Origin of the sequence: Ferrovum sp. (assembly GCF_027317285.1) — a bacterium.
Lineage (GTDB): Bacteria > Pseudomonadota > Gammaproteobacteria > Burkholderiales > Ferrovaceae > Ferrovum.
Window position 1 is genome coordinate 1 of the sequence record NZ_DAHVHV010000022.1, and the last position, 26658, is coordinate 26658.

The 26658-nt window shown below is 61.8% G+C and carries 27 protein-coding genes; 8 read left to right on the forward strand and 19 right to left on the reverse strand.

The genetic code is table 11. From position 1 onward, the window contains the following. Positions 1-2 precede the first annotated feature (2 nt). The 3 genes from M6F29_RS06380 to M6F29_RS06390 all read left to right on the forward strand — a co-directional run bounded on the left by M6F29_RS06380 (position 3) and on the right by M6F29_RS06390 (position 3190). Positions 3-884, forward strand: coding sequence for a polyprenyl synthetase family protein (locus M6F29_RS06380; RefSeq protein WP_366525953.1), 882 nt, complete (start codon positions 3-5; stop codon positions 882-884). Positions 885-1069: 185 nt separating this feature from the next. After that, complete coding sequence (locus M6F29_RS06385) at positions 1070-1729, forward strand: response regulator (protein WP_297455808.1); 660 nt, start codon at positions 1070-1072, stop codon at positions 1727-1729. Positions 1730-1756: 27 nt separating this feature from the next. Further along, on the forward strand, positions 1757-3190 hold the full coding sequence (locus tag M6F29_RS06390; RefSeq protein ID WP_297481584.1) for a sensor histidine kinase: 1434 nt from the start codon (positions 1757-1759) through the stop codon (positions 3188-3190). Here the strand turns inward: M6F29_RS06390 and recX are convergent. The 12 genes from recX to pmbA form a co-directional block, all read right to left on the reverse strand. Beyond that, the gene (gene recX / locus M6F29_RS06395; RefSeq protein WP_298158013.1) at positions 3109-3558 is read right to left on the reverse strand and encodes a recombination regulator RecX; all 450 of its coding nucleotides are present in this window, start codon (positions 3556-3558) and stop codon (positions 3109-3111) included. The two genes, M6F29_RS06390 and recX, sit on opposite strands and share 82 nt — an antisense overlap. After that, complete coding sequence (gene recA, locus M6F29_RS06400; protein WP_297455802.1) at positions 3555-4577, reverse strand: recombinase RecA; 1023 nt, start codon at positions 4575-4577, stop codon at positions 3555-3557. Before recA ends, recX begins: the two co-directional genes overlap by 4 nt. 158 nt (positions 4578-4735) lie before the next feature. Further along, positions 4736-5278: a CinA family protein gene (locus tag M6F29_RS06405; protein ID WP_298158014.1), complete on the reverse strand. Its 543-nt coding sequence runs from the start codon at positions 5276-5278 to the stop codon at positions 4736-4738. After that, on the reverse strand, positions 5265-5753 hold the full coding sequence (locus tag M6F29_RS06410) for a phosphatidylglycerophosphatase A family protein (protein ID WP_297455799.1): 489 nt from the start codon (positions 5751-5753) through the stop codon (positions 5265-5267). Before M6F29_RS06410 ends, M6F29_RS06405 begins: the two co-directional genes overlap by 14 nt. Then, entirely contained in the window at positions 5750-6724 is a 975-nt protein-coding gene (gene thiL / locus M6F29_RS06415; RefSeq protein WP_298158015.1) for a thiamine-phosphate kinase, read from the reverse strand. The genes M6F29_RS06410 and thiL overlap by 4 nt, the downstream gene beginning before the upstream one ends. A gap of 18 nt (positions 6725-6742) precedes the next feature. Beyond that, the gene (nusB, locus tag M6F29_RS06420; RefSeq protein WP_297455795.1) at positions 6743-7186 is read right to left on the reverse strand and encodes a transcription antitermination factor NusB; all 444 of its coding nucleotides are present in this window, start codon (positions 7184-7186) and stop codon (positions 6743-6745) included. Then, on the reverse strand, positions 7183-7641 hold the full coding sequence (gene ribH, locus M6F29_RS06425; RefSeq protein WP_298158016.1) for a 6,7-dimethyl-8-ribityllumazine synthase: 459 nt from the start codon (positions 7639-7641) through the stop codon (positions 7183-7185). The genes nusB and ribH overlap by 4 nt, the downstream gene beginning before the upstream one ends. 16 nt (positions 7642-7657) lie before the next feature. Then, on the reverse strand, positions 7658-8773 hold the full coding sequence (gene ribBA / locus M6F29_RS06430) for a bifunctional 3,4-dihydroxy-2-butanone-4-phosphate synthase/GTP cyclohydrolase II (RefSeq protein ID WP_298158017.1): 1116 nt from the start codon (positions 8771-8773) through the stop codon (positions 7658-7660). Positions 8774-8801: 28 nt separating this feature from the next. Continuing rightward, positions 8802-9422, reverse strand: coding sequence for a riboflavin synthase (locus tag M6F29_RS06435; RefSeq protein ID WP_298158018.1), 621 nt, complete (start codon positions 9420-9422; stop codon positions 8802-8804). Beyond that, positions 9407-10540 (reverse strand): bifunctional diaminohydroxyphosphoribosylaminopyrimidine deaminase/5-amino-6-(5-phosphoribosylamino)uracil reductase RibD, encoded by a 1134-nt coding sequence (gene ribD / locus M6F29_RS06440; protein WP_298158019.1) that lies wholly within the window; start codon positions 10538-10540, stop codon positions 9407-9409. Before ribD ends, M6F29_RS06435 begins: the two co-directional genes overlap by 16 nt. Further along, entirely contained in the window at positions 10530-10973 is a 444-nt protein-coding gene (gene nrdR, locus M6F29_RS06445) for a transcriptional regulator NrdR (protein WP_297455789.1), read from the reverse strand. The genes ribD and nrdR overlap by 11 nt, the downstream gene beginning before the upstream one ends. 8 nt (positions 10974-10981) lie before the next feature. After that, positions 10982-12331 (reverse strand): metalloprotease PmbA, encoded by a 1350-nt coding sequence (gene pmbA, locus M6F29_RS06450; protein WP_524537713.1) that lies wholly within the window; start codon positions 12329-12331, stop codon positions 10982-10984. A 60-nt stretch (positions 12332-12391) separates the two neighbouring features. On the opposite strand from pmbA, the gene yjgA reads away from it, so the two are divergent. The 4 genes from yjgA to M6F29_RS06470 are packed head-to-tail and all read left to right on the forward strand — an operon-like array spanning position 12392 to position 18180. Further along, complete coding sequence (yjgA, locus tag M6F29_RS06455; protein WP_297481565.1) at positions 12392-12910, forward strand: ribosome biogenesis factor YjgA; 519 nt, start codon at positions 12392-12394, stop codon at positions 12908-12910. Then, complete coding sequence (locus M6F29_RS06460) at positions 12891-13586, forward strand: alpha/beta hydrolase (RefSeq protein WP_298158021.1); 696 nt, start codon at positions 12891-12893, stop codon at positions 13584-13586. The genes yjgA and M6F29_RS06460 overlap by 20 nt, the downstream gene beginning before the upstream one ends. A 55-nt stretch (positions 13587-13641) precedes the next feature. Then, the gene (locus M6F29_RS06465) at positions 13642-15960 is read left to right on the forward strand and encodes a DNA internalization-related competence protein ComEC/Rec2 (protein WP_298158022.1); all 2319 of its coding nucleotides are present in this window, start codon (positions 13642-13644) and stop codon (positions 15958-15960) included. A 57-nt stretch (positions 15961-16017) separates the two neighbouring features. Next, positions 16018-18180, forward strand: coding sequence for a RelA/SpoT family protein (locus tag M6F29_RS06470; protein WP_298158023.1), 2163 nt, complete (start codon positions 16018-16020; stop codon positions 18178-18180). 7 nt (positions 18181-18187) lie between these two features. Here M6F29_RS06470 and M6F29_RS06475 read toward each other — a convergent pair whose 3' ends face one another. From M6F29_RS06475 to rimO, 6 genes are all read right to left on the reverse strand, one after another. Then, entirely contained in the window at positions 18188-18868 is a 681-nt protein-coding gene (locus tag M6F29_RS06475; protein WP_298158024.1) for an ABC transporter ATP-binding protein, read from the reverse strand. After that, positions 18861-20105, reverse strand: a complete 1245-nt coding sequence (locus M6F29_RS06480) for a lipoprotein-releasing ABC transporter permease subunit (protein ID WP_297455777.1) — start codon at positions 20103-20105, stop codon at positions 18861-18863. The genes M6F29_RS06475 and M6F29_RS06480 overlap by 8 nt, the downstream gene beginning before the upstream one ends. Then, the gene (gene lysS / locus M6F29_RS06485) at positions 20102-21589 is read right to left on the reverse strand and encodes a lysine--tRNA ligase (protein WP_298158025.1); all 1488 of its coding nucleotides are present in this window, start codon (positions 21587-21589) and stop codon (positions 20102-20104) included. The genes M6F29_RS06480 and lysS overlap by 4 nt, the downstream gene beginning before the upstream one ends. 4 nt (positions 21590-21593) lie before the next feature. Next, a protein-coding gene (gene prfB, locus M6F29_RS06490) for a peptide chain release factor 2 (protein ID WP_366525954.1) occupies positions 21594-22698 on the reverse strand; the annotation gives its coding sequence in 2 pieces (ribosomal slippage) (positions 21594-22616 and positions 22618-22698; 1104 coding nt in all). 60 nt (positions 22699-22758) lie between these two features. After that, positions 22759-23649, reverse strand: coding sequence for a hypothetical protein (locus M6F29_RS06495; RefSeq protein ID WP_298158026.1), 891 nt, complete (start codon positions 23647-23649; stop codon positions 22759-22761). After that, complete coding sequence (gene rimO / locus M6F29_RS06500) at positions 23636-24982, reverse strand: 30S ribosomal protein S12 methylthiotransferase RimO (protein ID WP_297455771.1); 1347 nt, start codon at positions 24980-24982, stop codon at positions 23636-23638. Before rimO ends, M6F29_RS06495 begins: the two co-directional genes overlap by 14 nt. Before the next feature lie 400 nt (positions 24983-25382). Between rimO and phaR the strand changes: the two genes are divergently transcribed. Then, on the forward strand, positions 25383-25922 hold the full coding sequence (phaR, locus tag M6F29_RS06505) for a polyhydroxyalkanoate synthesis repressor PhaR (protein ID WP_298158027.1): 540 nt from the start codon (positions 25383-25385) through the stop codon (positions 25920-25922). Here phaR and M6F29_RS06510 read toward each other — a convergent pair. Continuing rightward, positions 25848-26627 carry a ZIP family metal transporter gene (locus tag M6F29_RS06510; RefSeq protein WP_297455767.1) on the reverse strand — a complete coding sequence of 260 codons (780 nt, stop codon included), beginning with the start codon at positions 26625-26627 and terminating at the stop codon, positions 25848-25850. The two genes, phaR and M6F29_RS06510, sit on opposite strands and share 75 nt — an antisense overlap. Positions 26628-26658 lie beyond the last annotated feature (31 nt).

Sequence of the window (26658 nt, forward strand, 5' to 3'; positions counted from 1 at the left end):
CGCTGGTCCGGCAGATTGCCGAATACCTCATCCACAGCGGGGGGAAGCGCCTGCGTCCCCTTCTGTTGCTGCTCTGTGCCCGCGCCCTGGGCTACCAGGGACATCATCACCATACGCTCGCTGCCGTCGTCGAGTTCATCCATACGGCGACCCTGTTGCACGATGACGTCGTCGACAAATCCGATCTGAGGCGCGGACAAAAAACCGCCAATTCCCTGTTTGGTAACGAGGCCAGCGTTCTGGTCGGCGATTTCATCTACTCCCGTGCCTTCCAGATGATGGTTTCCGTCAATCAGATGAAGGTCATGGAGGTGCTGGCAGATGCCACCAACGTGATCGCCGAAGGCGAGGTGTTGCAACTGCTCAACTGCCACGACCCGGAAGTGGATGAATCCCGTTATTTACAGGTGATCCGCTACAAAACCGCCAAGTTGTTCGAGTCTGCAACCCGTTTGGCGGGGATTCTGGCCGAGGTCCCCTTGCCCGTCGAGGAACACCTGGCTACCTTCGGTGGAGAGTTGGGCACCGCCTTCCAGATCATCGACGATGTACTGGATTATTCGGGCCAACTGGAGGATCTGGGCAAGAATCTGGGCGATGACCTGGCCGAAGGAAAAGCCACGCTCCCGGTGATCCGCGCCCTTCAAACTGCCGCGCCTGCCCAGGCCGACTTGCTCAGAAATGCCATCGAACAGGGAGGCGGATCCTCGCTGGAAGCCGTTGCCCGCATCATCCGGGACAGCGGCGCCCTGGCCTATGCCCGCCAACGGGCATTGCAGTTCAGCCAGTCGGCGCTGGTTCACCTGAATCAGGCCCTTCCCCCCTCGTCCTATCGGGACGCGCTGGCGCAACTCACCCTGCTGGCCGTGGAGCGCACCCGATGATTCATGATCCCCGAAATTTTAAATTTAAGGCACACTTAAGGCTGATCGGGTCTAATCACTCCTGAGTTTGAGACTCCTCTGTGAATGGATTCGTTTCCCCTTAAGGTGGCCCTTCGGGCCACTTCTTTTTATCCTGATCGGATCCGGCCGTTTCCTCTAGAATGTCACTTTCTTTGGGATGATTCATGAGACTTTTACTGGTTGAAGACGATCCACTGCTGGGGGACGGGCTGCGGGTCGGCTTGCGTCAGGCGGGCTATGCCGTGGATTGGGTGGAAGACGGCCAGACAGCCAAATTTTCCCTGCAATCCGAAAATTATGACCTCGCGGTGCTCGATCTCGGTTTGCCCAAAATCTCCGGGCTGGAATTATTGAAATGGCTGCGCGCCCAAGCCATGACCCTTCCCGTCCTGGTTTTGACGGCGCGGGATACCGTCCCCGACCGGGTCACCGGACTGGATGCAGGCGCCGATGATTACCTGATCAAACCCTTTGATCTCGATGAATTGATCGCCCGTCTGCGTGCCCTGTCCCGCCGGGGCAGCGGACTGGCCACCCCGCTTCTCACGCACAAGGAGATCAGTCTCGACCCCGCAGCCCACCAGGTATTCAAAAATGGCGCTCTGGTGGAACTGTCTGCGCGGGAATTTTCCCTGTTGCACCAACTCCTGCTCAACATTGGCCGGGTTCAGACCCGTGATCAACTGGAAAGCCACCTCTATGGCTGGGGCGAGGAAGTGGAAAGCAATTCCATCGAGGTCCATATCCATCATCTGCGCAAAAAACTGGGCAACACGCTGATCCGAACCCTGCGCGGCATCGGGTATGTCATCGACAAACCCTGATCATCCCGGAACGGCGCAGCGCACCTCATGAACTCCCTGCGCCGCCGCCTGCTCCTGCTGTTGTTGGGGGCCATGTCCCTCGTCCTGATCGTGGTGGTGTTCTTCGACCACCGCTCGGCACGACAGGAACTGGATTCCCTGTTTGACGCCCAGATGGCCGAGTCTGCCCATGTACTGCTGGGTATCGCCCAACGCACTCTCACCGAACGCATCGAACACGGAATCGAGGATGAATCCCCGGTGACCCATGAATATGAGCAGGCCATGGTCTATCAGGTATGGAACCATCAAACCCTGATCTTGCGGTCTGCCACCGCCCCCGCCACGCTGATGGGGGCCTCGACCCAGCCGGGTTATTCCACGATCACCATCAATACCCGCCGTTGGCGTTTACTGGTCCTGTGGGATTCGGCCCATGAACTCATGATCCAGATGGCTGAACCCATGCGCGGACGGGAACGACTGGCGCGTCAGATCGTGCTCAACATGTTGTTCCCCTCCGTGGCGATTGCCATTCCCCTGGTCCCCCTGATGATCTGGGTCATGGTCAATACCGGACTGCGTCCCTTGCGTCAGTTGCGCCGCGAAGTGGTTCAGCGCTCCGCAGATCGCCTCGAACCCCTGGATCTGCTTTCCATCCCCTTCGAAGTCAAGCCACTGGCTACGGCCCTCAACGATCTGTTCGGGCGATTGCGCCACTCCATCGAATCGGAACGCCGCTTCACCGCTGATGCCGCCCACGAATTACGCACGCCGCTGGCGGCTCTGCGCACCCAGGCGCAGGTTGCCCTGCGTTGCATCATGGAGGAAGATCGCCAGCATGCCCTGCATCAGGTTCAGCAGGGGATAGAGCGGGCGACCCATCTGATCGAACAACTCCTCACCCTGGCACGGATCGACCCGGAAGAAGCAGGGATGCATCATGATCTGGTGCTGATTTATCCCCTTGCGGCAGAGGCTCTGGCCTTTCTGGCGGGGCAGGCAGAGCAGAAGAAAATAGAACTGCTCCTCAAGGGCGAGACCACCCTGCGCATCCTGGGGCAAAGCGGCCATCTGAGCATCCTGCTGCGTAACCTGGTGGACAACGCCATTCGCTACAGCCCTCCGCGCAGCACGGTGGTGCTGCAGTTATCCCAGACCGACACGCATGAAGTTCAACTGGATATCACGGATAACGGGCCGGGAATCCCCGCCGAAGAAATGCAGCGCGTCACGGAAAGATTCTATCGCCTGCCCGGCAGCGGTCAGCAGGGAAGCGGACTGGGTTTGTCCATCGTACAACGGATTGCCGAACACCACCGGGCCCGTCTGAGTCTGGCGGCAGCCTCGCCTCAGGGCGGGCTCCGGGTCACGGTGGTCTTTCCCGCCATTCCCCTCCTTCAGACCTCCTCGTCATCCCCCGCATCCCCGCCAAGTACGGCGGCAATAGTGGAACGGGAAAATCCACGGTTGGCCAAATAACGCATTTGGCGAGCCCGATCCATGGCTGTTTCAGGCAACTGACCAAATTTTCTTGCCCATACGGCGCGCCCGGCCTGCACCTCTCGGGCACGGGCTTCTTCGAGCAGGGAACGGGCAATGGTCGCAGGAACTCCATGCTGCTGAAAATCCTGGCGCAGGCGCAGGACCCCATGGTGCTCTGCGTGTTTACGCAGCAAGGCCTCCGCTGCCCGCTGGTCTGACAGATACCCCTGGCGCTCCAGTTGGTCCAGCAGTGCCTCCAGAGCCGCCTGCGAACCGGCTTCCTGCTTCAGGCGTGACGCCAGTCCGTAGCGGGTATACTCGCGCCGCGCCAGAAGGCGCAGGGCTCGTTCATGCAACGCTTTCACTCTTCCTCGGTTTTCCGTTCCACAGGCATTTCCAGTCCACTGGCAGAGCGGATGCGGGCCTCGATTTCCTGGGCCAGCGCGGGACGCTCGCGCAGGTACAAGCGCGCATTGTCCTTGCCCTGCCCGATCTTTTCTCCCTGGTAGGCATACCATGCCCCGGATTTTTCGATCACCTTGGCCATGACCCCCAATTCGATGATTTCCCCCTCCCGTGAAATCCCTTCCCCGTACAGGATGTCGAAATCCGCCACCTTGAAGGGGGGGGCCACCTTGTTCTTGACCACCTTGACCCGCGTCTCGCTGCCAATGACCTCATCCCCCCGCTTGATGGAGCCCACGCGCCGGATGTCCAGCCGCACGGAGGCGTAAAACTTGAGCGCATTCCCCCCCGTGGTAGTTTCCGGATTACCGAACATGACACCAATCTTGAGGCGAATCTGGTTGATGAAGACGACCATGGAATTGGACCGTTTGATGTTGCCGGTCAACTTGCGCAACGCCTGGGACATGAGACGGGCATGCAGCCCCACATGGGAGTCCCCCATCTCGCCCTCGATTTCCGCACGTGGCGTCAGGGCGGCAACCGAGTCCACCACCACGATGTCCACAGATCCGGAACGCACCAGCATATCCGCGATTTCGAGGGCCTGTTCTCCCGTATCAGGCTGAGAAATGAGCAGATCGGCCACATTGACCCCTAATTTCTGGGCATAAACCGGATCCAGGGCATGCTCGGCATCGATAAATGCAGCCACCCCTCCCTTTTTCTGCATTTCCGCAATGACCTGCAAGGTCAACGTGGTTTTACCCGAGGATTCAGGCCCGTAGATCTCCACGATCCGACCCCGCGGCAACCCCCCGACCCCCAGAGCCATATCGAGCCCGAGGGAACCGGTGGAAATCACCTCGAGGTCATTCTCAACGCCCCCCGCCCCCAGGCGCATCACAGCCCCTTTGCCGAACTGCTTCTCGATCTGGGACAACGCGGCCGCCAATGCCTTGCTCTTATGCTCTTCCATGCATACTCCTCACTCTGTCATGATATCCAAGCGCTCACTCTAGGCGCATTCCCGGATGAAATTCCGTACAACAAACGGATTCTGTGGCGTTCCTTCAACACGGGCCAATGACTGTAATTATATACAGTTACCCCGGAGCGTCAAGCGGTTTCCGCCATTCACGCGAGGGCCGGTTTACACACCCATTCCCACACGCCCTGCAACCCCCGGGTAATCGCCGCAGCCCGAATGGCCTGCCGGTCCCCCGGAAACCAGAACGTGTCCGTCCGAATTCCGCCCTGCCGCTCTCCCCAGGCCAGACAAACCGTTCCAACCGGTTTATGCACCGTCCCTCCCCCAGGTCCGGCCACGCCGCTCACGGCCACCACAATGTCCGCGCGACTGAGTTTCAAGGCGCCTTCCACCATGGCGCAAACCACCGGTTCACTGACGGCGCCAAATGCTTCAAGGAGCGACTCGGGTACCCCGAGCATCGTGACTTTGCTATGGTTGCTGTAGGTTACCCAGGCGCGGTCGAACCAGCGGGAACTGCCGGGAATCTCCGTGACCAGGGCGGCCATCCCCCCGCCGGTGCAGGATTCGACGGTGGCCAGAGTCCAGCCGCGCTGGCTCAGGGCTTCTCCCACCCGCTGAGCCAGATCCCTGTCTGCTTCCCCCGAAAATGCACCCACTGCCTCGAGACCCGGTTCAGAAGTGTCCATGCCATACCCCCCTCACATGCCAGAGTATCCACATCGCCAGAACGGCTGCCAGGGCATCGTCCAGCATGATGCCCACCCCCCCCTTGATTCGTCGATCAACCCAACTGATCGGAAAAGGTTTCCAGATATCGAACAGACGAAACAACCCAAACCCCAGTGCCCACCCGAGTCCCGTGGGCGGAGCCAGCAGGAGCACGCCAGCACAGGCCACCACCTCATCCCAGACCACTGCCTTGGGATCCTCGTCTTCCAGCGCCCGTGCCGTTGCGTCGCAGGCCCATACTCCAAAGGCAAACAAACCCGCCAGGAGCAACCATTGTACGCCCCAGGGCAGGGGGCGCAGCAAAAAAAAGAGGGGAAAACCGAGCAGACTGCCTACCGTTCCCGGAGCCCAGGGGGACAACCCTGCCCCTCCGCCCAAGGCCACCCAGTGAAGCGGGCTTTCCTTCATGAAACCGACCGTGGCACGCCTCATGACGCCCCGGCAAAATGATCATATCCCCGCCACGAGACGGACACGGACAGGCCCCGCTCATCCTGCATGCAGCGTTCGTCCGGAACAGCGGTCACGCGTCCGATACGGGTCAGGGCAACCTCCCCGGCGCTCCCCAGTGCTTCCAGTTCGGAACGCCGGGCAGCGGGGGCCGTGAAACATAATTCGTAGTCTTCCCCCCCCTGCAATACCCGGCGCTGCCAGTCCGGATCGGCGGGGCCTGACGGCTGAGCCGCCGAGGTCGGTATGCGCGCCAGCTCCAGTTGCGCGCCCACGCCGGAAGCGTCCAGAAGATGCCCCAAATCGGCCAGCAAACCGTCGGAAATATCGATGGCTGCGCTGGCCAAAGCGCGCAGGGCTTGCCCCAGAGCGACCCGCGGGGTCGGGCATTCGAAGCGTTCCAGGGCAAAGTCCCGGGCCGCTGGCGCAAGGTTCGGGCAGCGTCCCAGACGCCAGTCCAGACCCAGCGCCGCATCGCCCAGCGTCCCCGACACCCAGACATCCTCTCCCGCATGGGCACCACTGCGCCGCAACGCCTGTCCGTCAGGGACTTCACCGATGATCGTCACCGCCAGGGCAAGCGGCCCCGCCGTGGTATCTCCGCCGATCCAGTCCACGTCGTGGGCCCCCAACGCCTCACGAAACCCCTGGCTAAAGGCTGCCACCCAGGATTCCAGGGGAGGGACGGGGAGGGTCAATCCCAGCAAAACCCAGCGCGGCGTCGCCCCCATGGCCGCCATGTCCGACAGGTTCACGGCGGCGGCCTTGCGACCCAGGCGGTGGGGGTCCATATCCGGAAAAAAATGCTGACCGCCCACCAACAGATCGGTGGAAAGGGCCAATTCATGCGCCGTCTGCGGCACGATCAAGGCGGCATCATCCCCTCCCGCCAACAACGTATGCCGGGTAGGCGGACGGAAATAACGCCGGATCAGTTCAAACTCGCCCGCCATCTCACCCCACGCAATCCCTCAGGAAGTTTTTTGGCGCACCGGATGTTGACGTTCCTCCGGCCGTTCCTGCGCCACCAGACGATCCAGTACGCCGTTGATGTATTTATGACCGTCCGTGCCTCCAAAACGTTTGGCCAGATCGATGGCCTCGTTCAGAATGACGCGGAAGGGCGTTTCGGGAAAATGGGCCAGTTCGTAACTGGCCAGCCACAGGATGGCGCGCTCCACCGGACTGACCTGCGCCATGGGACGGTCGATCAGCGCACCCAGCCGTTGATCCAGGGATGTCCGCTCCGTCATCACCCCTTTCAGCAACTGTTCGAGAAACTCCCGATCCGCGCGCATGAAGTGGGGTTGAGTGCCGAGATGATCGATGATGGCTGCCCGTTCGGTATCTGCCAGTTGCCACTCATAGAGCCCCTGCACCACCAACTCGCGCGCCTGACGGCGTGCCGATTTCATAGTGCCCCCCGCCGGATTTCTTCGAGCAGACGCACCATTTCGATCGCCGCCAGAGCGCAGTCCTGCCCCTTATGCTCGGCCCGGGCAAAGGCCTGGGCATCGTTCTCCGTGGTCAGCACCCCATTGGCAATGGGAACCCCCGTAGCCAGTTGGACTGCCGTGATCCCGGCCGCCGATTCATCCGCCACGATCTTGAAATGGTAGGTATCCCCGCGCACCACGCAGCCCAGGGCGATCAGCGCCTGAAAACGCCCGGTTTCCGCCAGGACCTTGAGGGCCAGCGGTAGTTCCAGGGCACCGGGCACACGCAGTACCGGGATGTCTTCTTCAGCCACGCCACGCTCCATCAGCGCCTTGCCCGTCGCCGCCAGCAGTTGCTCGCCAATGGCCTCGTTGAAGCGGGCCAGTACGATGGCGATGCGCAGCCCCTTGCCATCACAGGCAATATCCGCCATGCTGGTATTCCAGGGTCTATTCCTCGGGTGTGACATATCCAGTGATCTCCAGTCCAAAACCTGCCATGCTGGGCATCTTGCGTTGGCGGGACAGCACTTTCATGCGCCCCACGCCCACTGCCCGTAAAATCTGTGCGCCTACCCCATGCAGGCGCGAATCCCATTTTCGTCCGGCGGGGGGCGCCGTCATGGCCTCGGCCGTGACCCAGGCGATCAGGTCCTGGGCCTGATCTGCACCGTGCAACAGAACGATCACGCCGCTCCCTGCCGCAACGATTTTCTGCATGGCGCCCCGAATCCCGAAGGAATGCCGCCCTACCCCGTCATCCAGGACATCCGTCACGGAAAAAGGCTCGTGCACGCGCACCAACGTCTCCCTTGCGGCCTCGATCTGACCATACACCAGCGCCAGGTGGGTACGATGACCCACCGCATCATAAAACGCCACCACCTCGAAATTGCCCAGGGGGGTATTCAGGGGCCGGGCGGCCACCCGTTCCACCAGACATTCGGTGTGACTTCGGTAACGAATCAGGTCGGCAATCGAGCCCACTTTCAGACCATGCTCACGGGCAAAGGGGATGAGGTCGGGAAGGCGCGCCATCTCACCGTCCTCCTTGAGGATCTCACAAATCACCGCCGCAGGTTCCAGGCCGGCCAACTGGGCCAGATCGCAGCCGGCCTCGGTATGCCCGGCGCGTATCAGCACCCCGCCGCGCCGCGCCATCAGCGGAAAAATATGCCCCGGCTGCACCACATCGGCGGGGCGGGCAAAACGGGCCACTGCGGCCTGTACCGTACGCGCCCGATCGGCGGCTGAAATCCCCGTGGTCACCCCCCGTGCCGCCTCGATGGACACGGTAAAGTTGGTGGTAAGCGGAGAACGGTTGTCCGTCACCATGAGCGGCAAGTTCAATTGTTGGCAGCGGGCCTCCGTCAAGGTCAGACAAATCAGCCCGCGTCCGTAGCGCGCCATGAAGTTGATGGCTTCCGGGGTGACATGATCCGCCGCCAGCACCAGGTCGCCCTCGTTCTCACGGTCCTCATCATCCACCAGAATGACCATGCGCCCTGCCTGGACTTCGGCGATCAATTCCTCCGTGGGTGCCAGGACTCCCGCCACCTGTGTCATCAAACTTTCTCCTTCCAAACCCCGCATTCTACCCCAAGGGGGGCGTTTCCGTTCCCCTGTCTTCGGACCATTGCCGAGCCCTTTCGGCATAGCGCGCCAGCAAATCCACTTCCAGATTCACTCCGGCGCCTTCCACCAGGTCCCCCAGGGTCGTGACCTGCTGGGTATGGGGAATCAGATTGACCGTAAAAAGCGCTCCTTCCACTGCGTTCACCGTCAGACTTACGCCCTGCACCGTCACCGATCCCTTGGTCGCAATGTAACGCGGCAAATCTCCCGGAGCCTCCACCTGCAAGGTGACGCTCTCCCCGCTGGGCGTGAAACGGCGTACCCGTCCTACCCCATCCACATGCCCGGAGACCAGGTGACCGCCCAGCGCATCACCCAAACACAGGGCCCGCTCCAGATTGATGCGCCGCCCCAACACCCACCCGGTCGTCCCCTCCAGAGTCACCCGTGAGACCTCTGCCGAAAAGGACTGCGCGCCCAGCGCAATCACGGTCAGGCAAACGCCATTGACCGCAATGGATCCGCCCAGATCAACCCCCTCCAGGGGCAAGGTCGCCGTATCGAAAGTCATGCGCATCCCCTCTGCCAGGGGTTCCATACTCACGATCCGTCCCACCGCCTGCACTATTCCGGTAAACATGTCTCATTCCCTCGTCGTACCCGTGCCCGAATCAGCCAATCCTGCCCCAGAATGCGTCGTTCCCCGACCTCCAGGACCTTCCCCTGGGCCAGGGAACTCAGGGGTCGGGACCAACTCACCGCCCCCAGTGCCCCCTCCCCCAGCAAAAGGGGGGCCTGAAAAACCAGCACCTCATCCACCAGTCCGGCTTCCAGCAATGCCCCGGTCAAACGCGGACCGGCCTCCAGCAACACCTCATTCAATTCCAGGCGACCCCAGGCCCGTACCAGAGCCTGCAAATCCACGCGCCCCTGGTTCGAAACCGGCAAAGGAACCACTTTCCCCCCCGCTGCCTCGAGGGCACGCTGCCGCTCCGACGGCGCCGGATCGACACAGTAAAACCAGGCCTGCCCCCCCGCTGTCAGGATCCGGGCCGTGACAGGTGTTTCCAGACGGGGATCCAGCACCAGGCGCTGGGGTTGGCGCGCCGTCTCCACGGCCCGCACCGTCAACGCCGGATCATCCTGCCTGACCGTACCCCCACCGGTGGCCACCGCACAGGAACGGGCGCGCCAGCGATGCCCCTCGGTGCGTGCCTCCACCCCGGTGATCCATTGACTGACGCCGTTCCCCAACGCACTCTTGCCGTCCAGGCTGAGCGCCAGCTTGGCCCGAATCCAGGGTCGTCCCTCGGTCATGCGCAACGTGAAACCAGGATTGAGGTCCGCCGCCGCACGTACTTCCACCCCCTCTTCCACCTCGACGCCCGCTGCCCGCAAACGGGCCAATCCCTGTCCGGCCACGCGCGGATTGGGGTCCTTCATGGCCACCACCACCCGTGCAATGCCCGCCTCGATGAGCGCATCGGCACAGGGCGGGGTGCGTCCCGTATGACTACAGGGTTCGAGGGTCACGAAGGCCGTGCCCCCCCGCGCCCGCGCCCCGGCCACGCGCAGGGCATGGACCTCGGCGTGGGGTTCTCCGGCCCGCTCATGCCAGCCTTCCCCGACGATCTGACCAGACTGTACGATGACGCAACCCACCCGGGGATTGGGCGTGGTCGTCCAGCACCCCCGCCGCGCCAGTTCCAGCGCCCGCCGCATGAAATGCACCCGACCATCGAGGGGATCAGAGGTCACGGATCACATCCCGAAAATCGTCCAGATCCTGAAAACTCCGGTATACCGAGGCAAATCGCACATAGGCCACCTTGTCGAGGTGACGCAATTCTTCCATCACCATTTCCCCCACCTGGCGGGAGGTGATCTCCCGTTCTCCCAGCGCCAGCAGATGCTGGCGTATCCGTTCGATGGCCGCATCGACCCGTTCCACGGGAACCGGTCGTTTATGCAGGGCACGCATGAAACTGACCCGCACCTTGTCGGCCGAATACTCTTCCCGCTGGCCGTTGGATTTGACCAGTTGAGGAAGGCGAATATCCACCGTTTCATAGGTGGTGAAACGCCGGTTACATCCCACGCAACGCCGGCGCCGACGGATGCTCTCGCCCGTTTCCGAGATCCGCGAATCGATGACCTGGGAATCCATGGCGCCGCAGAAGGGACATTTCATGGCTTGTCCTATTCACCTGCCACGGTCATTTCCCCCACCAGGATGGAACCGCAAATTTTGGACCCACGCACCCGTACATCCGTCCCCACGCCCTGAATCGCACGAAACATTTCCTTGAGGTTCCCGGCAATGGTGATTTCGTGTACGGGATACTGGATCTGCCCCTGTTCCACCCAGAACCCCGCCGCACCGCGCGAATAATCCCCGGTCACCCCGTTCACGCCATGCCCCAGCAACTCGGTGACCAGAACGCCCCGATCCATCTGCCGCAGCAGGTCGTCAAACCCGCCGCCGAAAGGGGTGGCAATCAGGTTATGGCTTCCCCCCGCATTGGCAGTGGAGCGCATACCCAGCTTTCGGGCGGAATAACTCCCCAGAAAATATCCTTCCACGACTCCCTGGTTGACCACCAGGCGGGGATGTGTCGCCACGCCTTCATCATCAAAAGGTGCGCTGGCCAATCCTCCCGACAGGTGGGGGTCCTCACGCAGGGAAAACCGCTCGTCGAAAACCATTTTCCCCAGACTGTCGGGCAAAAAACTGGTGCCCCGATAGAGCGATCCGCCACTCACTGCCCCAACGAAATGTCCGATCAGCCCGGCGGCCAGGGAAGCCTCGAAAAGCACGGGCACCTGCCGCGTGGACAGACGACGGGCATCGAGGCGACGCAGCGTGCGCTCTGCCGCCTGTCGCCCCACCTGCTCCGGGGACTCCAGTTGGTCCGGATGACGCGACGTGCTGTACCAGTAATCGCGTTGCATGTCCTGGTCTTTGCCAGCAATGACGGCACAACTCAGGTCATGACTGGAGCCGGCATACCCCCCCATGAACCCCAGGGTATTGCCATAAAAAAAGTGGACGTTCTGGGTGTGCACCGTGGCCCCTTCCGAATTATTCAGACGCCGGTCCTGGGCAAGGGCCGCCGATTCGCAGCGGCGCGCCCAGTCGATGCCCTGTTCCACGCTCAAATTCCAGGGCCGGAACAGATCGAGATCGGGCCAGGGCGCCTGGGCCAGCAAGGCAGGGTCGGCCAGGCCCGCAAAGGGATCCAGCGCCGTATGACGCGCAATGGCCAGCGCCTTGTCCACGGTGCTGCGCAAGGCCGTCTCCGAAAAATCCGAGGTGCTGGCCTGTCCCCGCTGTTGCCCGAAATACACCGTCACTCCGAGATCCTTGTCCCGATTGTATTCGATGGTTTCCACTTCCCCCAGGCGCACCGTAACGCCCAGACCGGCCCCTTCGCTCACTTCCACTTCGGCGGCGCTGGCACCGGCCTGGCAGGCTTGCCGGAGCGCCGTCTGGACCAGGGATTGAAAATGTTCCTGAGAATAATGGAAGGGCGAGTGATCCGACACAATAGAGATTCCTTTGCATATAATTCCGGTATCATAGCAACATTGATCGAATTCTGGAAAACCGTGCACTCCGAAGAACCGCTCAGCAAAACCCAGCGCAAACGCGACATGGAAGCCCTGCAGACCCTGGGGGAAGCCCTGGTGGCTCTGAAGCCCCCGCAACTACGTACCCTCGACCTGCCCGATCCCTTGCTCCAGGCCATTCTGGAGGCCAAAACCATCCATGCCCATGGCGGACTGAGGCGCCAGTTGCAATACATCGGCAAACTCATGCGCCACGTGGACCCCGCTCCCATCCGGGCGTATCTGGACCGCCTGAGCGGTCATTCCCATGCCGCCACCGCAGCCATGCACCGCACCGAACGATGGCGCGAACGCCTGATGGAGGATGTCTCCCTGGTGGATCTGTTCGCGCGCGACCATCCCGAGGTGGATCGTCAACACTTGCGTCAACAGGTGCTGGCGGCCCAGCGCGAGCGTATCCTTCACAAGCCGCCCCGTCATTTTCGCGCTCTGTACCATACCCTGGCGCCCTTTCTGGAGGCGGCCCCGCCCGTGCCCCATGAAGAATCCGACCTCTGACCGTTTCTGGGACACCCCACCGGTCATACTCGACCCCAGGGTTCCTGCCCGTGCCACCCTTTTCTGGCTGCACGGCCTGGGGGCAGACGGAAACGATTTCGTGACCGTGGCCGAAACCCTGGCGCGGACCCATCCCAGCCTCCGTCACATCCTGCCCCATGCGCCGCGCCGCCCCCTCACCCTGAATCAGGGAATGGTCACGCGCGCCTGGTATGACATCGCTCTGGAGGGCGAACGCTGGATACCCAACGATGACGATCTGCTGGTCTCCTGCGCGGCGGTCCACCACCTGATCGAAAACGAAATGCAGCGCGGCATCCCTGCCCGGAATATTTTCATTGCCGGTTTCTCCCAGGGCGGCGCCGTTGCGCTCACCGCCGGTACGCGCATGCCCGTGCCCCTGGGCGGCATACTGGCGCTCTCCACCTACCTTCCCCTGAGCCATGAACTGGCCCGGCAGTCCCACCCGACCAACCGCGCCCTGCCCATTTTCATGGCCCACGGCACTCAGGACCCGGTCATTCCCTGGACCCAGGGCAACCAGTCGCGCCAGTTTCTGGAAAACGCAGGCTACCCGTTGACCTGGCACAGTTACCCCATGCCGCACAGTGTCTGCGAGGAGGAAATTCGCGACATGACCGACTGGCTCACCCTGCGCCTCTCCGAAAAACCCTGATCCACCCCCTTTCTTCATCACTGTCCCGGCGCCCCCATGGGCATACTGGGCCGGTATGCGACTCCTTCTCTGCGCCTGGGTCCTGGGCATCCTGGTCCTTCAAGCCGCCCCCAATCTCGCGCCCTTACCTGTGCTCGAGGGGGCGAGCCTGGTCTGGGGCCTCGGCGTGGGCATACTCCGGCGCTGGCCTCGAGGGCGCCCCATCCTCCTGTTTCTCGCCCTGTTTCTGGGCGGGTTCGTCATGGCCAATGAACGGGCCCGCCTGCGCCTGGCGCACCGCCTTCCCGCACGCTGGGAACATCAGAGCCTCACGCTGACGGGCACCCTCCTCAGTTTGCCGGAAGGGCGCGCCGGCGCGCGCCGTTTCAGGGTCGCCGTGGACCCGGGGCCGCCTCTTTTCCCCGCCGAAGTCGCGCTGTCCGAATTCGTTCCCCCACTCCGGGACGCACCGGCAGACCTGCATCCAGGACAACGCTGGCGTTGGCAGTGTCGCGTCAGGAGTCCCCACGGACTGGTCAACCCTGGCGGATTCGACAGTGCCACCTGGGCATGGAGTGAGGGCATACTGGCCCAGGGCAGCATCGATCGGCGCACCCCGCCCGTGTTCCTGGGTTGGGCCCACCCCGGCGGACTCACCGGCATCCATTTGTTCATAGAAACCCAACGAGACCTCCTGCGTCAACGCTTGCGCGACCAATTGAAAGGCCAACCCTGGGGACCGGTGCTGATCGCATTGGTCATCGGCGATCAATCCGCGATATCTCCCGCCGCCTGGCAATTGTTCTGGGCGACGGGGGTCGGTCATCTGATCAGCATTTCCGGATTGCACATCACGATGTTGGCCGGCCTGGTCGCCAGAATCGCCGGTCTTCTGTCCCCCTCCCTGCGCCTCCGCTGGCTGGCCGGGTGGCTGGGCGCCAGCGCCTATGCCCTGATTGCCGGGTTCTCCCTCCCGACCCAGCGCACCCTGGCCATGATCACCGTCATCACGCTTGCCCATTTCCAGTTGCGCCCGCTGCCCCCTTCCACCCTCCTGCTGCTGGCTGCCGCCCTGACCTTGACCGGCGATCCCTTTGCGCCCCTCTCCCCCAGTTTCTGGCTTTCCTTTGGCGCCGTGTCCTGGATGGTTTATGCGGGGGCGCACCAAACCGGGCAGTTCCCTTTCTGGAAACAGGAAGTCCATCGTCAATGGGCCGCCACCTGGGCCATGATGCCCCTGCTGATCTGGCTGTTCGGACAGGTTTCCTGGATCTCGCCCCTGGCCAATGCCCTGGCCATTCCCCTGGTCAGTCTGGGCGTGGTCCCTCTGGCCCTGCTCGGACTGATCCCCGGACTGGGCTTCTGTCTGGGGATGGCCCATGCCCTCATGGCGGGCACGGCCTGGGGACTGGCCTGGTTGGTCCGCCAGGGAGGTCCCCCGCTCGCCCTGCCCACCCCCAGCCTGCCCGTTCTGATCGTCGCCACGCTGGGCGTGGGTTTCCTGCTGGCGCCGCGCGGCATTCCGGGGCGCTGGGCAGGTTGCCTGGGGCTGCTGGGACTGGTCGCCTCACCCCTGCCTCGCCCCGATACGGGGGGCCTGTGGCTGGATCTTCTGGATGTCGGACAAGGTCTGGCAGTGGTGCTGCGCACTGCCCGGCATACCCTTGTGGTCGACACGGGGCCACGCGTCGGCCCCGAACAGGATGCCGGGGAGCGGGTGGTGATCCCTGCCCTGCGCAGTTTTGGCGTTCGGCGCCTGGACGGTCTGCTCCTCAGTCACGGCGACCTCGACCACAGCGGCGGGTTGCGCTCCCTGGTCGAGGCCTATCCCGTACCCTGGATCTTATCCCCCCTGCCTGCCACCCATCCCCTGTTGCGCGATATTCCGCATCCGCTGGCATGCGTGGCCGGAACACGCTGGAACTGGGAAGGGGTGGATTTCGAGATCCTGTATCCCGACCGCACAGACCTCTCCGACCCCACCCTCGGGCGCAATGACCGAGCCTGCGTGTTACGCCTCACGGTGGGAACGCTGCATGTCCTCCTGCCGGCCGATATCGAAGCGCGCAGTGAACAGGCCCTGCTGGAGCGCAGCCCGGAGAAATTGCAGGCGGATGTCCTGATCGTGCCCCATCACGGCAGCAGGACGTCTTCGACCCCGGCGTTTCTGCAGGCCGTGGCCCCACGCTGGAGCCTGTTTTCCGTGGGGGACCATAACCGCTTCAAGCATCCCAACCCCCTGGTCTGGATGCGCTATGGAGAGGCGCACAGCGAGCGTCTGCGCACCGACCAATGCGGGGCCATCGAACTGCATATGGCGGATCGCCAAATCCAGGAAATCGTCCTGCGCTCGGCCTTTCCCCATTACTGGGAATCCAACTGCACGACCCCTTGAAGGACCCCACTGAAACGCCCATAATGAAGGGATGAGTTCCCTTTTTCCGATTCTGCCATGGTAGCGCGCACCGATGCCGGCCCGCCGGATTCGGCCCACGGATTGTCCGGACTGGGGCTTCATGCGCGTTATCAGTTGACGGAATCCTCTCTGATTGCTCAACTCTTTCAACTCATCACGGCGCAGGATCCTGCGGACGAGGAAAGTCAGTGGGCGCTTCAGCGCGCCCTCACCAGCGCCCGTCTGCTGAGCGATCTGGAAGCTCATCCGGCGTGCATCGTGGTTGCCCTGTTGCGCGCCCTTCCCTGGTCACGCCAGGAGACGCTGCCTGCGCGTCTGGAACTGGACCCGGAAGTCTGGACCCTGACCCAGGAACTGCACCGCCTGGATCACGTCGTCAATACCCTGGACGTTCAGGATCACCCGAAATCTTCCCGCGCGGAACATCTCGAAGGAATCCGGAAATTATTGCTGAGCCTGGTTCAGGATATTCGGGTGGTCCTCATCGCCCTGGCCGAAAGAGTCTGGTTGATGCGCCGGTCCACGGCGCTGGATGAATCCACCCAACGTCAACTGGCCCGCCAGACCCTCGATCTCTATACCCCTCTGGCCAATCGTCTGGGGGTCTGGTTCCTCAAATGGGAATTGGAAGACCTCTCACTGCGCGCCCTCGAACCGGAGACTTACAAGACCATCGCGCACCAACTGGACGAACGGTTCATCCAGCGCGAACAGTACATTGCCCAGTTGATCCAGACGTTGCAGACGCTCCTGCAGAAAAATGGCCTGGTGGCCACCGTGACCGGTCGCCCCAAACATATTTTCAGCATCGTCAAGAAGATGCGTGCCAAGAACCTGTCCCTGGAACGGGTCTACGACATTCGTGCGGTACGGGTCATCGTCGATACCATTCCCGAGTGTTATACCGTCCTCGGTCTGGTCCACCAGTGCTGGGTCCCCGTTGCGGGCGAATTTGACGACTACATCGCCCGCCCCAAGGGCAACCAGTACCGTTCCCTCCATACCGCCGTCTATGGCCCGGAAAACAAGATCGTGGAAGTTCAGATCCGTACGCATGAAATGCACCGCGATTCGGAACTGGGCATTGCCTCCCATTGGCGCTACAAGGAAGGCGCGCGGGCAGACCGTTCCTTCGAAGAGCGGGTGGTCTGGTTGCGCCAGATGCTCGATTGGCAACGGGAAGCCGCGCTGAATACCGGCACGCCCCTTCCACCGGGCGATGAAACCCTCTTTGTATTCACGCCTCAGGGGCGCATCATCGACCTGCCCCAGGGCGCAACCCCCATCGACTTCGCCTATCACGTCCATTCGGAGTTGGGCCACCGGTGCCGCGGTGCCAAGGTGGATGGCCGCATGACCCCTCTCAATCAACCCCTGAACAACGGGCAACGGGTGGAAATCCTGACGGTGCGGCAAGGCGGCCCCAGCCGCGACTGGCTGAACCCTGCCTACGGGTATCTCAAGACCCATCGGGCCCAGGCCAAGGTACGCCAATGGTTCAAAGCGCAGCATTGGGAAGAAGACCTCAGTCATGGGCGGACCCTTCTCGACAAGTGGATGTCGCGCACGGGCCAGACTGCCCTTTCCCTGGAACAGTTGGCCAATCAGGTCGGCTTTGCCCGAACGGAAGATTTTCTGGTGGCCCTCGCCCGCAACGAGGTCACCCAGCGCCAACTGGACAACCTTCTTGCGCCCCCCGCGTCCCCACAGGAAATCGCGCTCCCCCTGACCCCGATGCCCGGTCCTTCCGGCGGCGACCAGGGCGTACTGGTGGTCGGCGTATCCCAGATCGCCACGAGCATCGCCAAATGCTGCAAGCCCGTGCCCCCCGAACCCATCCTGGGGTTTGTCACGCGCGGACGCGGAGTCAGCATTCACCGCGCCAATTGCCGCAGCCTGGCCGCCCTCACCCATCAACAATGGCAACGTCTGATTCCCGTGACCTGGGGAGAACATACCCCGGGCCAACCCTTCACCACGGATATCGGTGTCCTGGGCCAGGACCGGCAGGGGCTCCTGCGCGATATCTCCGAAGCCTTCACCCGTGAAAAAGTCAACGTCACTGCCGTCAACACCCACACCCACGGGACGCAGGCGCGCATGCGCTTCACCGTTCAGATCGACAGTCTGGAACAGTTGGCCCGTACACTCAAAACCCTGCAGGCCATCCCCGACGTCACGTCCGCCTGGCGCACCTGAACCCCGGTCAAAGGGCCCTCAGGACTCCCTCTTCCAGGCGATAGCGCTTATCCATGCGATCGGCCAGTTCCAGATCATGGGTCGCCATGACCAACCCGGCCCCCTGGCGACGGTTGAGACTCAGGATCAGTTCAAAGACGTGCCATGCCGTCTGACGGTCCAGATTTCCGGTGGGCTCGTCCGCCAGCACGAGGGAAGGCCGGGTCACCAGGGCACGGGCCACCGCCGCCCGTTGCCGCTCTCCGCCGGAGAGTTCGCCGGGACGATGGTGCAAGCGCTGTCCCAGACCCACCGCTTCCAACATTTCTGTCGCCCTCCGGCATGCCGATGCAGAGTCGATGCGCGCAATGGACAGCGGCAACATGACATTTTCCAGCGCAGAAAACTCGGCCAGCAGGTGGTGGAACTGGTACACGAAACCCAGGTGGCGATTTCGCAAACGCCCGATCTGGGCATCGCTCAAGCCGGTCAGGTTTTGCCCGCACAGGGAGACCTGCCCCTCATTGGGGTGATCCAACCCGCCCAGCACATGCAGCAAGGTACTTTTGCCGCTGCCGGAAGCCCCCAGAATGGCGATCTGTTCCCCCTCCCGGACTTCCAGGTCGAGACCGCGCAGAACCGGGACTTCATCGGCGGCCAAACTGAAGCGCCGGGTGATGCCCTGACAATGCAGAAGCCGCTCACTCATAGCGCAAAGCCTCGGCAGGTTGGACACGCGCCGCCCGCCAACTGGGGTAGAGAGTCGCCAGCAAGGTCAGGATCAGCGCGGTGATCGCAATACTCAGCACATCGCCCCGCTGCAGATCGGAGGGCAATTCGGAAATGAAATAGATCTGGGGGGAAAGAAAATGCACGCCCAGCACTTTTTCGATGAAGGGGACGATGACCCGGATGTTGAGGGCCGTCACCACGCCCAGCGCCACGCCGATGCCCATCCCGATCACGCCGATCAGGGCTCCCTGGATCATGAAGATCACCAGGATACTGGCAGGCGAGGCCCCCAGGGTACGCAAAATCGCAATATCGGCCTGCTTGTCCGTCACCACCATGACCAGGGTGGATACAATGTTGAAAGCCGCCACGGCCACGATCAGCAACAGGATGATGAACATCATGGTCTTTTCCAGGGCCACGGCATGGAACAGATTGGCGTGCTCCTGGGTCCAGTCCGTCAGCCAGGCATCCACCGTCAGGGTCGATGCCAGTCGATGGGCCACACTCGGTGCCAGCATGAGGTCCTTCAACTTGAGGCGGACACCCGTCACGTTCTCCCCCAGACGAAACAGCGCCTGGGCATCGTTCAGGTGAATCAGGGCCAACCCGCTGTCATATTCGTACATCCCCACATGAAACAGCCCCACCACCCTGAACTGCTTGAGACGGGGCAACATGCCCGCTGGCGTCACCTGCCCCTGAGGCGTGATGAGCACCACCTTGTCCCCCACCGACAAATGCAATGCCTGGGCCAGTTCCTGCCCCAACACAATGCCAAATTCATGGGGTTTGAGGTCACTCATGTGCCCGGCCACCATGTGCTGGTCCAGATCCGCCACCTGGCGCTCCTGGGCTGGCAAGATCCCCCGCACCATCGTGCCCTGGACCAGGTCGTCATTGGCCAGCATGGCCTGTCCATTGACATAGGGCGCCGTACCGATGACTTCCGGATCCCGTCGGGCTTCCGCCGCGACCTGGGGCCAGTTGGCCAGGGACTGGCCGCTGCCAAAGATCTGCACATGGGAAGCCACCCCCAGGATACGCTCGCGCATTTCCTTCTGGAAACCGTTCATGACCGACAGGACCACGATCAGCGCCGCCACCCCCAGAGCAATCCCCGCCATGGAAATGAGGGAAATGAACGAGATGAAGTGGTTGCGCCGTTTGGCCCGGGTATAACGCAACCCGACGGTAAGTTCAAACCACTTCAAGAGACTTCCTGACGCATCTGGGGAAAGAGGATGACATCCCGAATCGACGGGCTGTCGGTCAACAGCATGACCAGTCGGTCGATGCCGATCCCTTCGCCCGCCGTGGGCGGCAAACCGTATTCCAGGGCGCGGATGTAGTCGGCGTCATAGTGCATGGCTTCCTGATCGCCCGCTTCCTTCTGGCGGACCTGGGCCTGGAAACGCTCCGCCTGATCCTCGGCATCGTTCAATTCCGAGAAACCGTTCGCCAGTTCCCGTCCCACCACGAACAACTCGAAACGTTCGGTGACTTCGGGATTCGCATCGCTGCGCCGGGCAAGGGGCGAGACCTCCGCCGGGTAGTCGATGATAAAGGTCGGTTCAAAGAGAAGGGCTTCGGTGGTTTCCTCGAAAAGGGCCAGTTGCAGGGTGCCCACGGAAGCACTCGGCGGCACCTTGGCGCCCAGTCGGGTCAACTCCTGCACCAGTTCCACCGGATCATTCAGACGGACCGCCGTGTAAGCGGGATGATACATTTCCAGAGCCTGAGCCAGAGTCAGCCGCTGAAACGGTCGCCCCAGATCGAGCGCCCGTCCCCCGTAACTGAGCACCGTCGTGCCCAGCACTTCCTGAGCCACGAAACGGAGCAGGGCTTCCGTCAGGTCCATGAGCGCACGGTAGTCCTGATAGGCCGCATAGAACTCGATCATGGTGAATTCGGGATTGTGGCGGGTCGACAACCCTTCGTTGCGGAAATTCCGGTTGATCTCGAACACCCGTTCCATGCCCCCCACCACCAGGCGTTTGAGATATAACTCGGGGGCAATGCGCAGGTACAGATCACAGTCGAGGGCATTGTGGTGCGTCACGAAGGGGCGAGCCGCCGCTCCCCCGGGAATGGGGTGCATCATGGGGGTTTCCACTTCCAGAAAGCGGCGCGCCACCAGGAACTCGCGCACCTTCTGCACGATTTTGCTGCGCTGGATGAAGACCTGTCGGGAATGTTCGTTGGTGATCAGATCCAGATACCGCTGCCGGTACTTCTGCTCCTGGTCGGTCAGTCCGTGGAACTTTTCCGGAAGGGGGCGCAGGGATTTGACCAGCAACCGCACCGCCGTGACCCGGAGAGTCAACTCCCCCATGCGGGTTTTGAACAGGGTGCCCCGTACCCCCAGAATGTCGCCCAGATCCCAATGCTTGAAGTCCTGATAGACTTCCTCCCCCACCAGATCCTTCTGCAAAAAAATCTGGAGGCGCCCCGTGCCGTCCTGCAGGGTGGCAAAACTGGCTTTTCCCATGAGGCGCTTGAGCACCAGACGCCCCGCCAGTTGCCCATGCACTTCGCGCGCCTCGAAATCGGCCTCGCTCAGTGCGCCATACTGTTCGTGCAGGTCAGCCGCCTCGTGGAGGCGCCGGAAATCGTTGGGGAAGGCCACGCCCCGGGAGCGTAGCGCCTGCAACTTGGCACGCCGTTCCTGAACCAATGAATTATCTTCTTCATGCATCCCGTCATACTCCCTGCTTCAAACTGGCCTCGATGAATTCCTCCAGGTCGCCATCCAGTACGGCCTGGGTATTCCCCACTTCCACACCGGTGCGCAGATCCTTGATGCGTGACTGGTCGAGCACGTAGGAACGAATCTGGTGCCCCCAGCCGATGTCCGTCTTGCTGTCTTCCATGGCCTGTTTTTCTGCCGTACGCTTGCGCAATTCGGCTTCGTATAACTTCGATTTCAACATGGCCATGGCTTCAGCCCGATTGCGGTGCTGGGAACGATCGCTCTGGCATTGGACCACGATCCCCGAAGGTGCATGGGTGAGGCGTACCGCCGAATCGGTCTTGTTGATGTGCTGACCGCCCGCGCCCGAGGCACGGAAGGTATCAATGCGCAGATCGGCCGGATTGATTTCCACTTCGATGGAATCATCCACCTCGGGATACACGAAGACGGAGGCAAAGGATGTATGGCGCCGATTGCCGGAATCGAAAGGGGATTTACGCACCAGACGGTGAACGCCCGTCTCGGTTCGCAGGTGGCCAAACGCATAACTCCCCGTCAATTTGAGGGAAGCGCTCTTGATGCCTGCCACTTCGCCCGGCGACTCTTCCAGGATTTCCACCCCGAACCCCTTGCGCTCGGCATAGCGCACATACATGCGCAACAGCATGGCTGCCCAGTCCTGGGCCTCCGTCCCGCCCGATCCCGCCTGAATATCCAGAAACCCATTGGCAGAGTCCAGGGGATGAGAGAACATCCGTCGAAACTCCATGACGCCCACCCGTTTGTCTATGGTCGCCAGATCCGCCGCAACCGCCTGCAGGGTCTCTTCATCGGCCTCTGCCAGGGCCAACGCAAAAAGTTCGTGACTTTCCTCGAGGGCCTGGGTACACCCGTGCATTTCGTCCACCACTTCTTCCAGCGTCTTGCGTTCACGCCCCAATTCCTGGCTTCTTTTGCTGTCCTGCCAGAGCGCCGGATCTTCCGAAAGACGAATGACCTCGTTCAGGCGCTCGACCTTGGCATCGAAGTCAAAGATACCTCCGCAGGGCCTGAAGACGCAGAGTCAGGTCCTGTTGAAGGGTTTCCAGGGCATTCAGTTGTTCCGCTTCCATGGGATGAAATTCTCGCCAATAAAGCCCTGGATTATACCCCGGGAAGCCCGTCCCTGCCCATCAGGATTCGCGCAAGGGACGAACGCCTGGCATCTGCATCAGAGGCAGGACTTTACGCCAGAACCGCCAGCGCTGGGAATGGCGCAGGACCACCTGTCCACTGAAGCGTCCTTCCAGCGCTACCAGAGTCAGGGTTTCGAGGGTTCCCTGACGCAACTGGGCCTGCCAGTACCGCCAGTGCGTCTCCAAAAAGTCCTCGAGGGCGGCCACCCATCCCTCCGCGTCGCCATAGGCAGAAGGGGCACGCAAACTCTCCACCACCTCATGTACCGGCTCGGTGCACGCTTCATCCCATAACCAGACCCCGCTGATCACCCGCTGTCCCCGCGCCTCGCGCGCCTGGTTGAGGGGATGGTCGTGCAGGACCATCTGGATCTCGTTGAAGCGGGCTTGCCACAGACCGCGCTGGGCCCCGCGCGGCAAGTGACCGTCGATATTGCGCCCAACCCGTTGCAGGGGAGGCGTCGTCTCGATTTCCGGGAGCGTGGAAAGCCCCAACAGCCAGCGGGTCGGCGTCACCTCATGAAAATACAGGCCATCCACCGCAAAATGGGCGTTGAGATCTTCCCGCAACCCGCGACTTTCTTCTGCGCTCAGCCCAAACGTATAATCATCGTGCAAGATCAACCCGTCCCCTTCCACATGCAGGTGAATGGGGTCCGCACATAACCAGTGGGGAGCCGTGTGAAAAACTCCCGTTTCCCGGGCGCGCCGCACACTCTCCGAGGTCGTTTTTCCGTCGGGCGGCCACTGGGCCAGCGTCAGGGGCCGCTTAAAGGCCTCCCGGTCCCCCTGACTCCAGGCTTTTTCCAACCCCGGAACAGCCGGCACTTCCGAATCGGGCAAGGCCGGAAACAGGCCCGGCACCACCAACGTCTTATGAGTTGGCATGACCCACCCTGAAGCCGCTCAAGTCGTGGGCCGTGGCCTCTTCGATGCGGACGGTCACAAACTCGCCGACCTTGAATCCCGCGCCGGGGGCAATGGCCACGATGCCATCGATTTCCGGCGCATCGGCCGCACTGCGCCCCACGGCGCCCCCCTCGGGCGTCAATTCATCCACCAGCACCTGACAATCGCGCCCCACGAAACGTTGCAGGCGCCGGGCGCTGATCTCCTCCTGGCACGCCATGAAACGTGCCTGGCGCTCTTCGCGCAGGGCAGCAGGCACGGGATCCGGCAGCGCATTGGCGGTAGCCCCTTCCACCGGAGAATAGGCAAAACAGCCCACCCGGTCCAGTTGGGCCTCTCCCAGAAAATCCAGCAATTGCCTGAAGTCCTCTTCCGTTTCCCCAGGAAAACCCACGATGAAGGTGCTGCGCAAGGTCAGGTCGGGACAGTCACGACGCCAGGCCTGGATGCGCTCCAGGGTCCGCTCCACATCCCCCGGCCGCTTCATGGCCCGCAGGATACGCGGGCTGGCATGCTGCAGGGGAACGTCGAGATAGGGCAGAACCAGCCCTTCGGCCATGAGGGGAATCAACTCGTCCACATGGGGATATGGATAAACGTAATGCAGGCGCACCCAGGCCCCCATCTGGCCCAGGGCACGGGCCAGTTCCGTCATGCGGGTGCGCAGGGGGCGTCCCTGCCAGAAGCCCGTTCGATACCGCACATCCACGCCATAGGCGCTGGTATCCTGGGAAATCACCAACAATTCCCGAACCCCGGCCTGGACCAGGTGTTCCGCCTCCTGCAAGACTTCCCCGAGCGGACGGCTGACCAGGTCACCGCGCAGGGAAGGAATGATACAGAACGTGCAGCGATGATTGCATCCTTCGGAAATCTTGAGATAGGCGTAATGTGCCGGAGTCAGTTTTATCCCCTGGGGCGGAATCAAACTGGTGAAGGGATCATGACGCTGCGGCAGATGTTCGTGCAAGGCCTGCATCACCCCCGCCTGGTCGTGGGGTCCCGTAATGGCCAGTACCTGCGGATACGCCGAGAGAATCTTGCCCGCCTGAGCCCCCAGGCAGCCGGTCACGATGACTCGCCCGTTTTCCGCCAGCGCTTCTCCGATGGCCTCCAGGGACTCCTCGATGGCCGATTCGATGAAGCCGCAAGTATTCACCACTACCACGTCCGCCCCGCCATAATCCCCCACCACCTCATACCCCTCAGCCCTGACCTGAGTCAGGATACGTTCGGCGTCCACCAGTGCCTTGGGACACCCCAGGGAGACAAAACCGACGCGCGGCACGGAAGAAGAAGGTTGACGGTTCACCACAATAAACTCCTTGGACTGGTCAATGGGCCCCACTGGAACGCAGAACCCCTTGCCCCTATGGTAGCAGAGGACAAAAAAAACCCGCAGAGTCTGTTCTGCGGGTTGAAGCCTCTATCGAAAGGAAACCTTTGCAATAAAGGAGGAGGAGACAAAATTCGGGTCAGAAAATCAGGGGGTCTGACACCCCGGCTCGCCTATGCTGCAGCGCACAATTTCAAGATTACCGGAGCAAAAGTTTCTTGTCAACATTTATTTGTTGCACCGCAACATTGCCGGCCTGCCTGGAACATCGGAATCATCTCATTGTTTTATTAATATTTTATTAAATACCCCACCATCATCCCCGATTCATGGAATAATGCCCCTATTGTGCTGCACCATACACAGGACAAAGCCTATGGAAGCCCTGCGAGTGATCAAGAAATACCCCAACCGGCGCTTGTACGATATGTGCTCCAAGCGGTATATCACGCTTTGCGAAGTCAAAACGCTGGTCCTCGAACAGGCCCCCTTTCAGGTCATCGACGCCAGAACCCAACAGGACCTGACCCGCTGCATCCTGATGCAGATCATCCTGGAAGAGGAATTGGGCAAGTCCCCCCTCTTCAGTTGCGAAATGCTTTCCCGGATGATTCGCTCCTATGGCAACGGCATGCAGCGCTTTCTCGGCCATTATCTGGAACAGGGGTTGCGTTACGTTCTCGAACACCCCCCGCAGGATCCCGCCGGTACAGACCTCCCGGCCCCCTACCCGGCCAGCGATGAACCCTCCCTGCACGATCTGATGGGACACCATCTGGACCAGATCACCCGGTTGTTCCACACGTTGCAGCAGCAAGGCGAAAACATCTCCGCCGCGTCTTCACTCCAGAATCAGCACATGAGCCCAGTGAATGGAAGCCACGCCGAGTACGATCAACCCCACCTGCAGGGCTGAGGTGCGCAGATCCACCCGGCGATGCAACCCGGGAATCAGGTCGGCCACCGCCACATAGATCATGCTGGCCGAGGCCAGAGCCAACAGATAAGGAACCCATTTCTGCAGCGATTGCAGCGCCAGGCAGGCGATGACCGCCCCCACCAGGGTAGCCATGCTGGAAAACAGATTGAAAGCCAGGGCGCGCGGACGGGACATTCCGGAATGCAGCAAGACCAGGGCATCTCCTGCTTCCTGGGGAAGTTCATGAGCAATGATGGCGAGCGCCGTCACCATCCCCAAACGGGTATCGCTGACAAAGGCAGCGGCGATGATGATGCCATCCACGAAATTATGGACCGAATCCCCCACCACCACCATGGCGCCCGTCCGCCCCTGGGGTTCATGGGCGTGGGCATGGGCATGAGCTTCCAGTCCGGCTGCATCATGGACATGAACGTGACGCCAGAGCACCAGTTTTTCCAGCAGAAAAAAAACCAGGATCCCCACCAGCACCGTGGCCGAAACCGCTTCTGGACTGGCCTCATGCTGAAAGGCGTGGGGCAGGATCTCCAGAAAAACAGCGCCCAGCAAGGCCCCGATGGCGTAACTCACCAACATGGGAACCCAGGCGGGGCGGGCAGTGTAAATGACCAATGCCGCGCAGAGCATCGATAATACGCCGGCCACCACCCCTGCCAGCATGGAATTCATCAACGGTGTCATGAGATGAGCATCGGAAAGATAACCGTCCCAT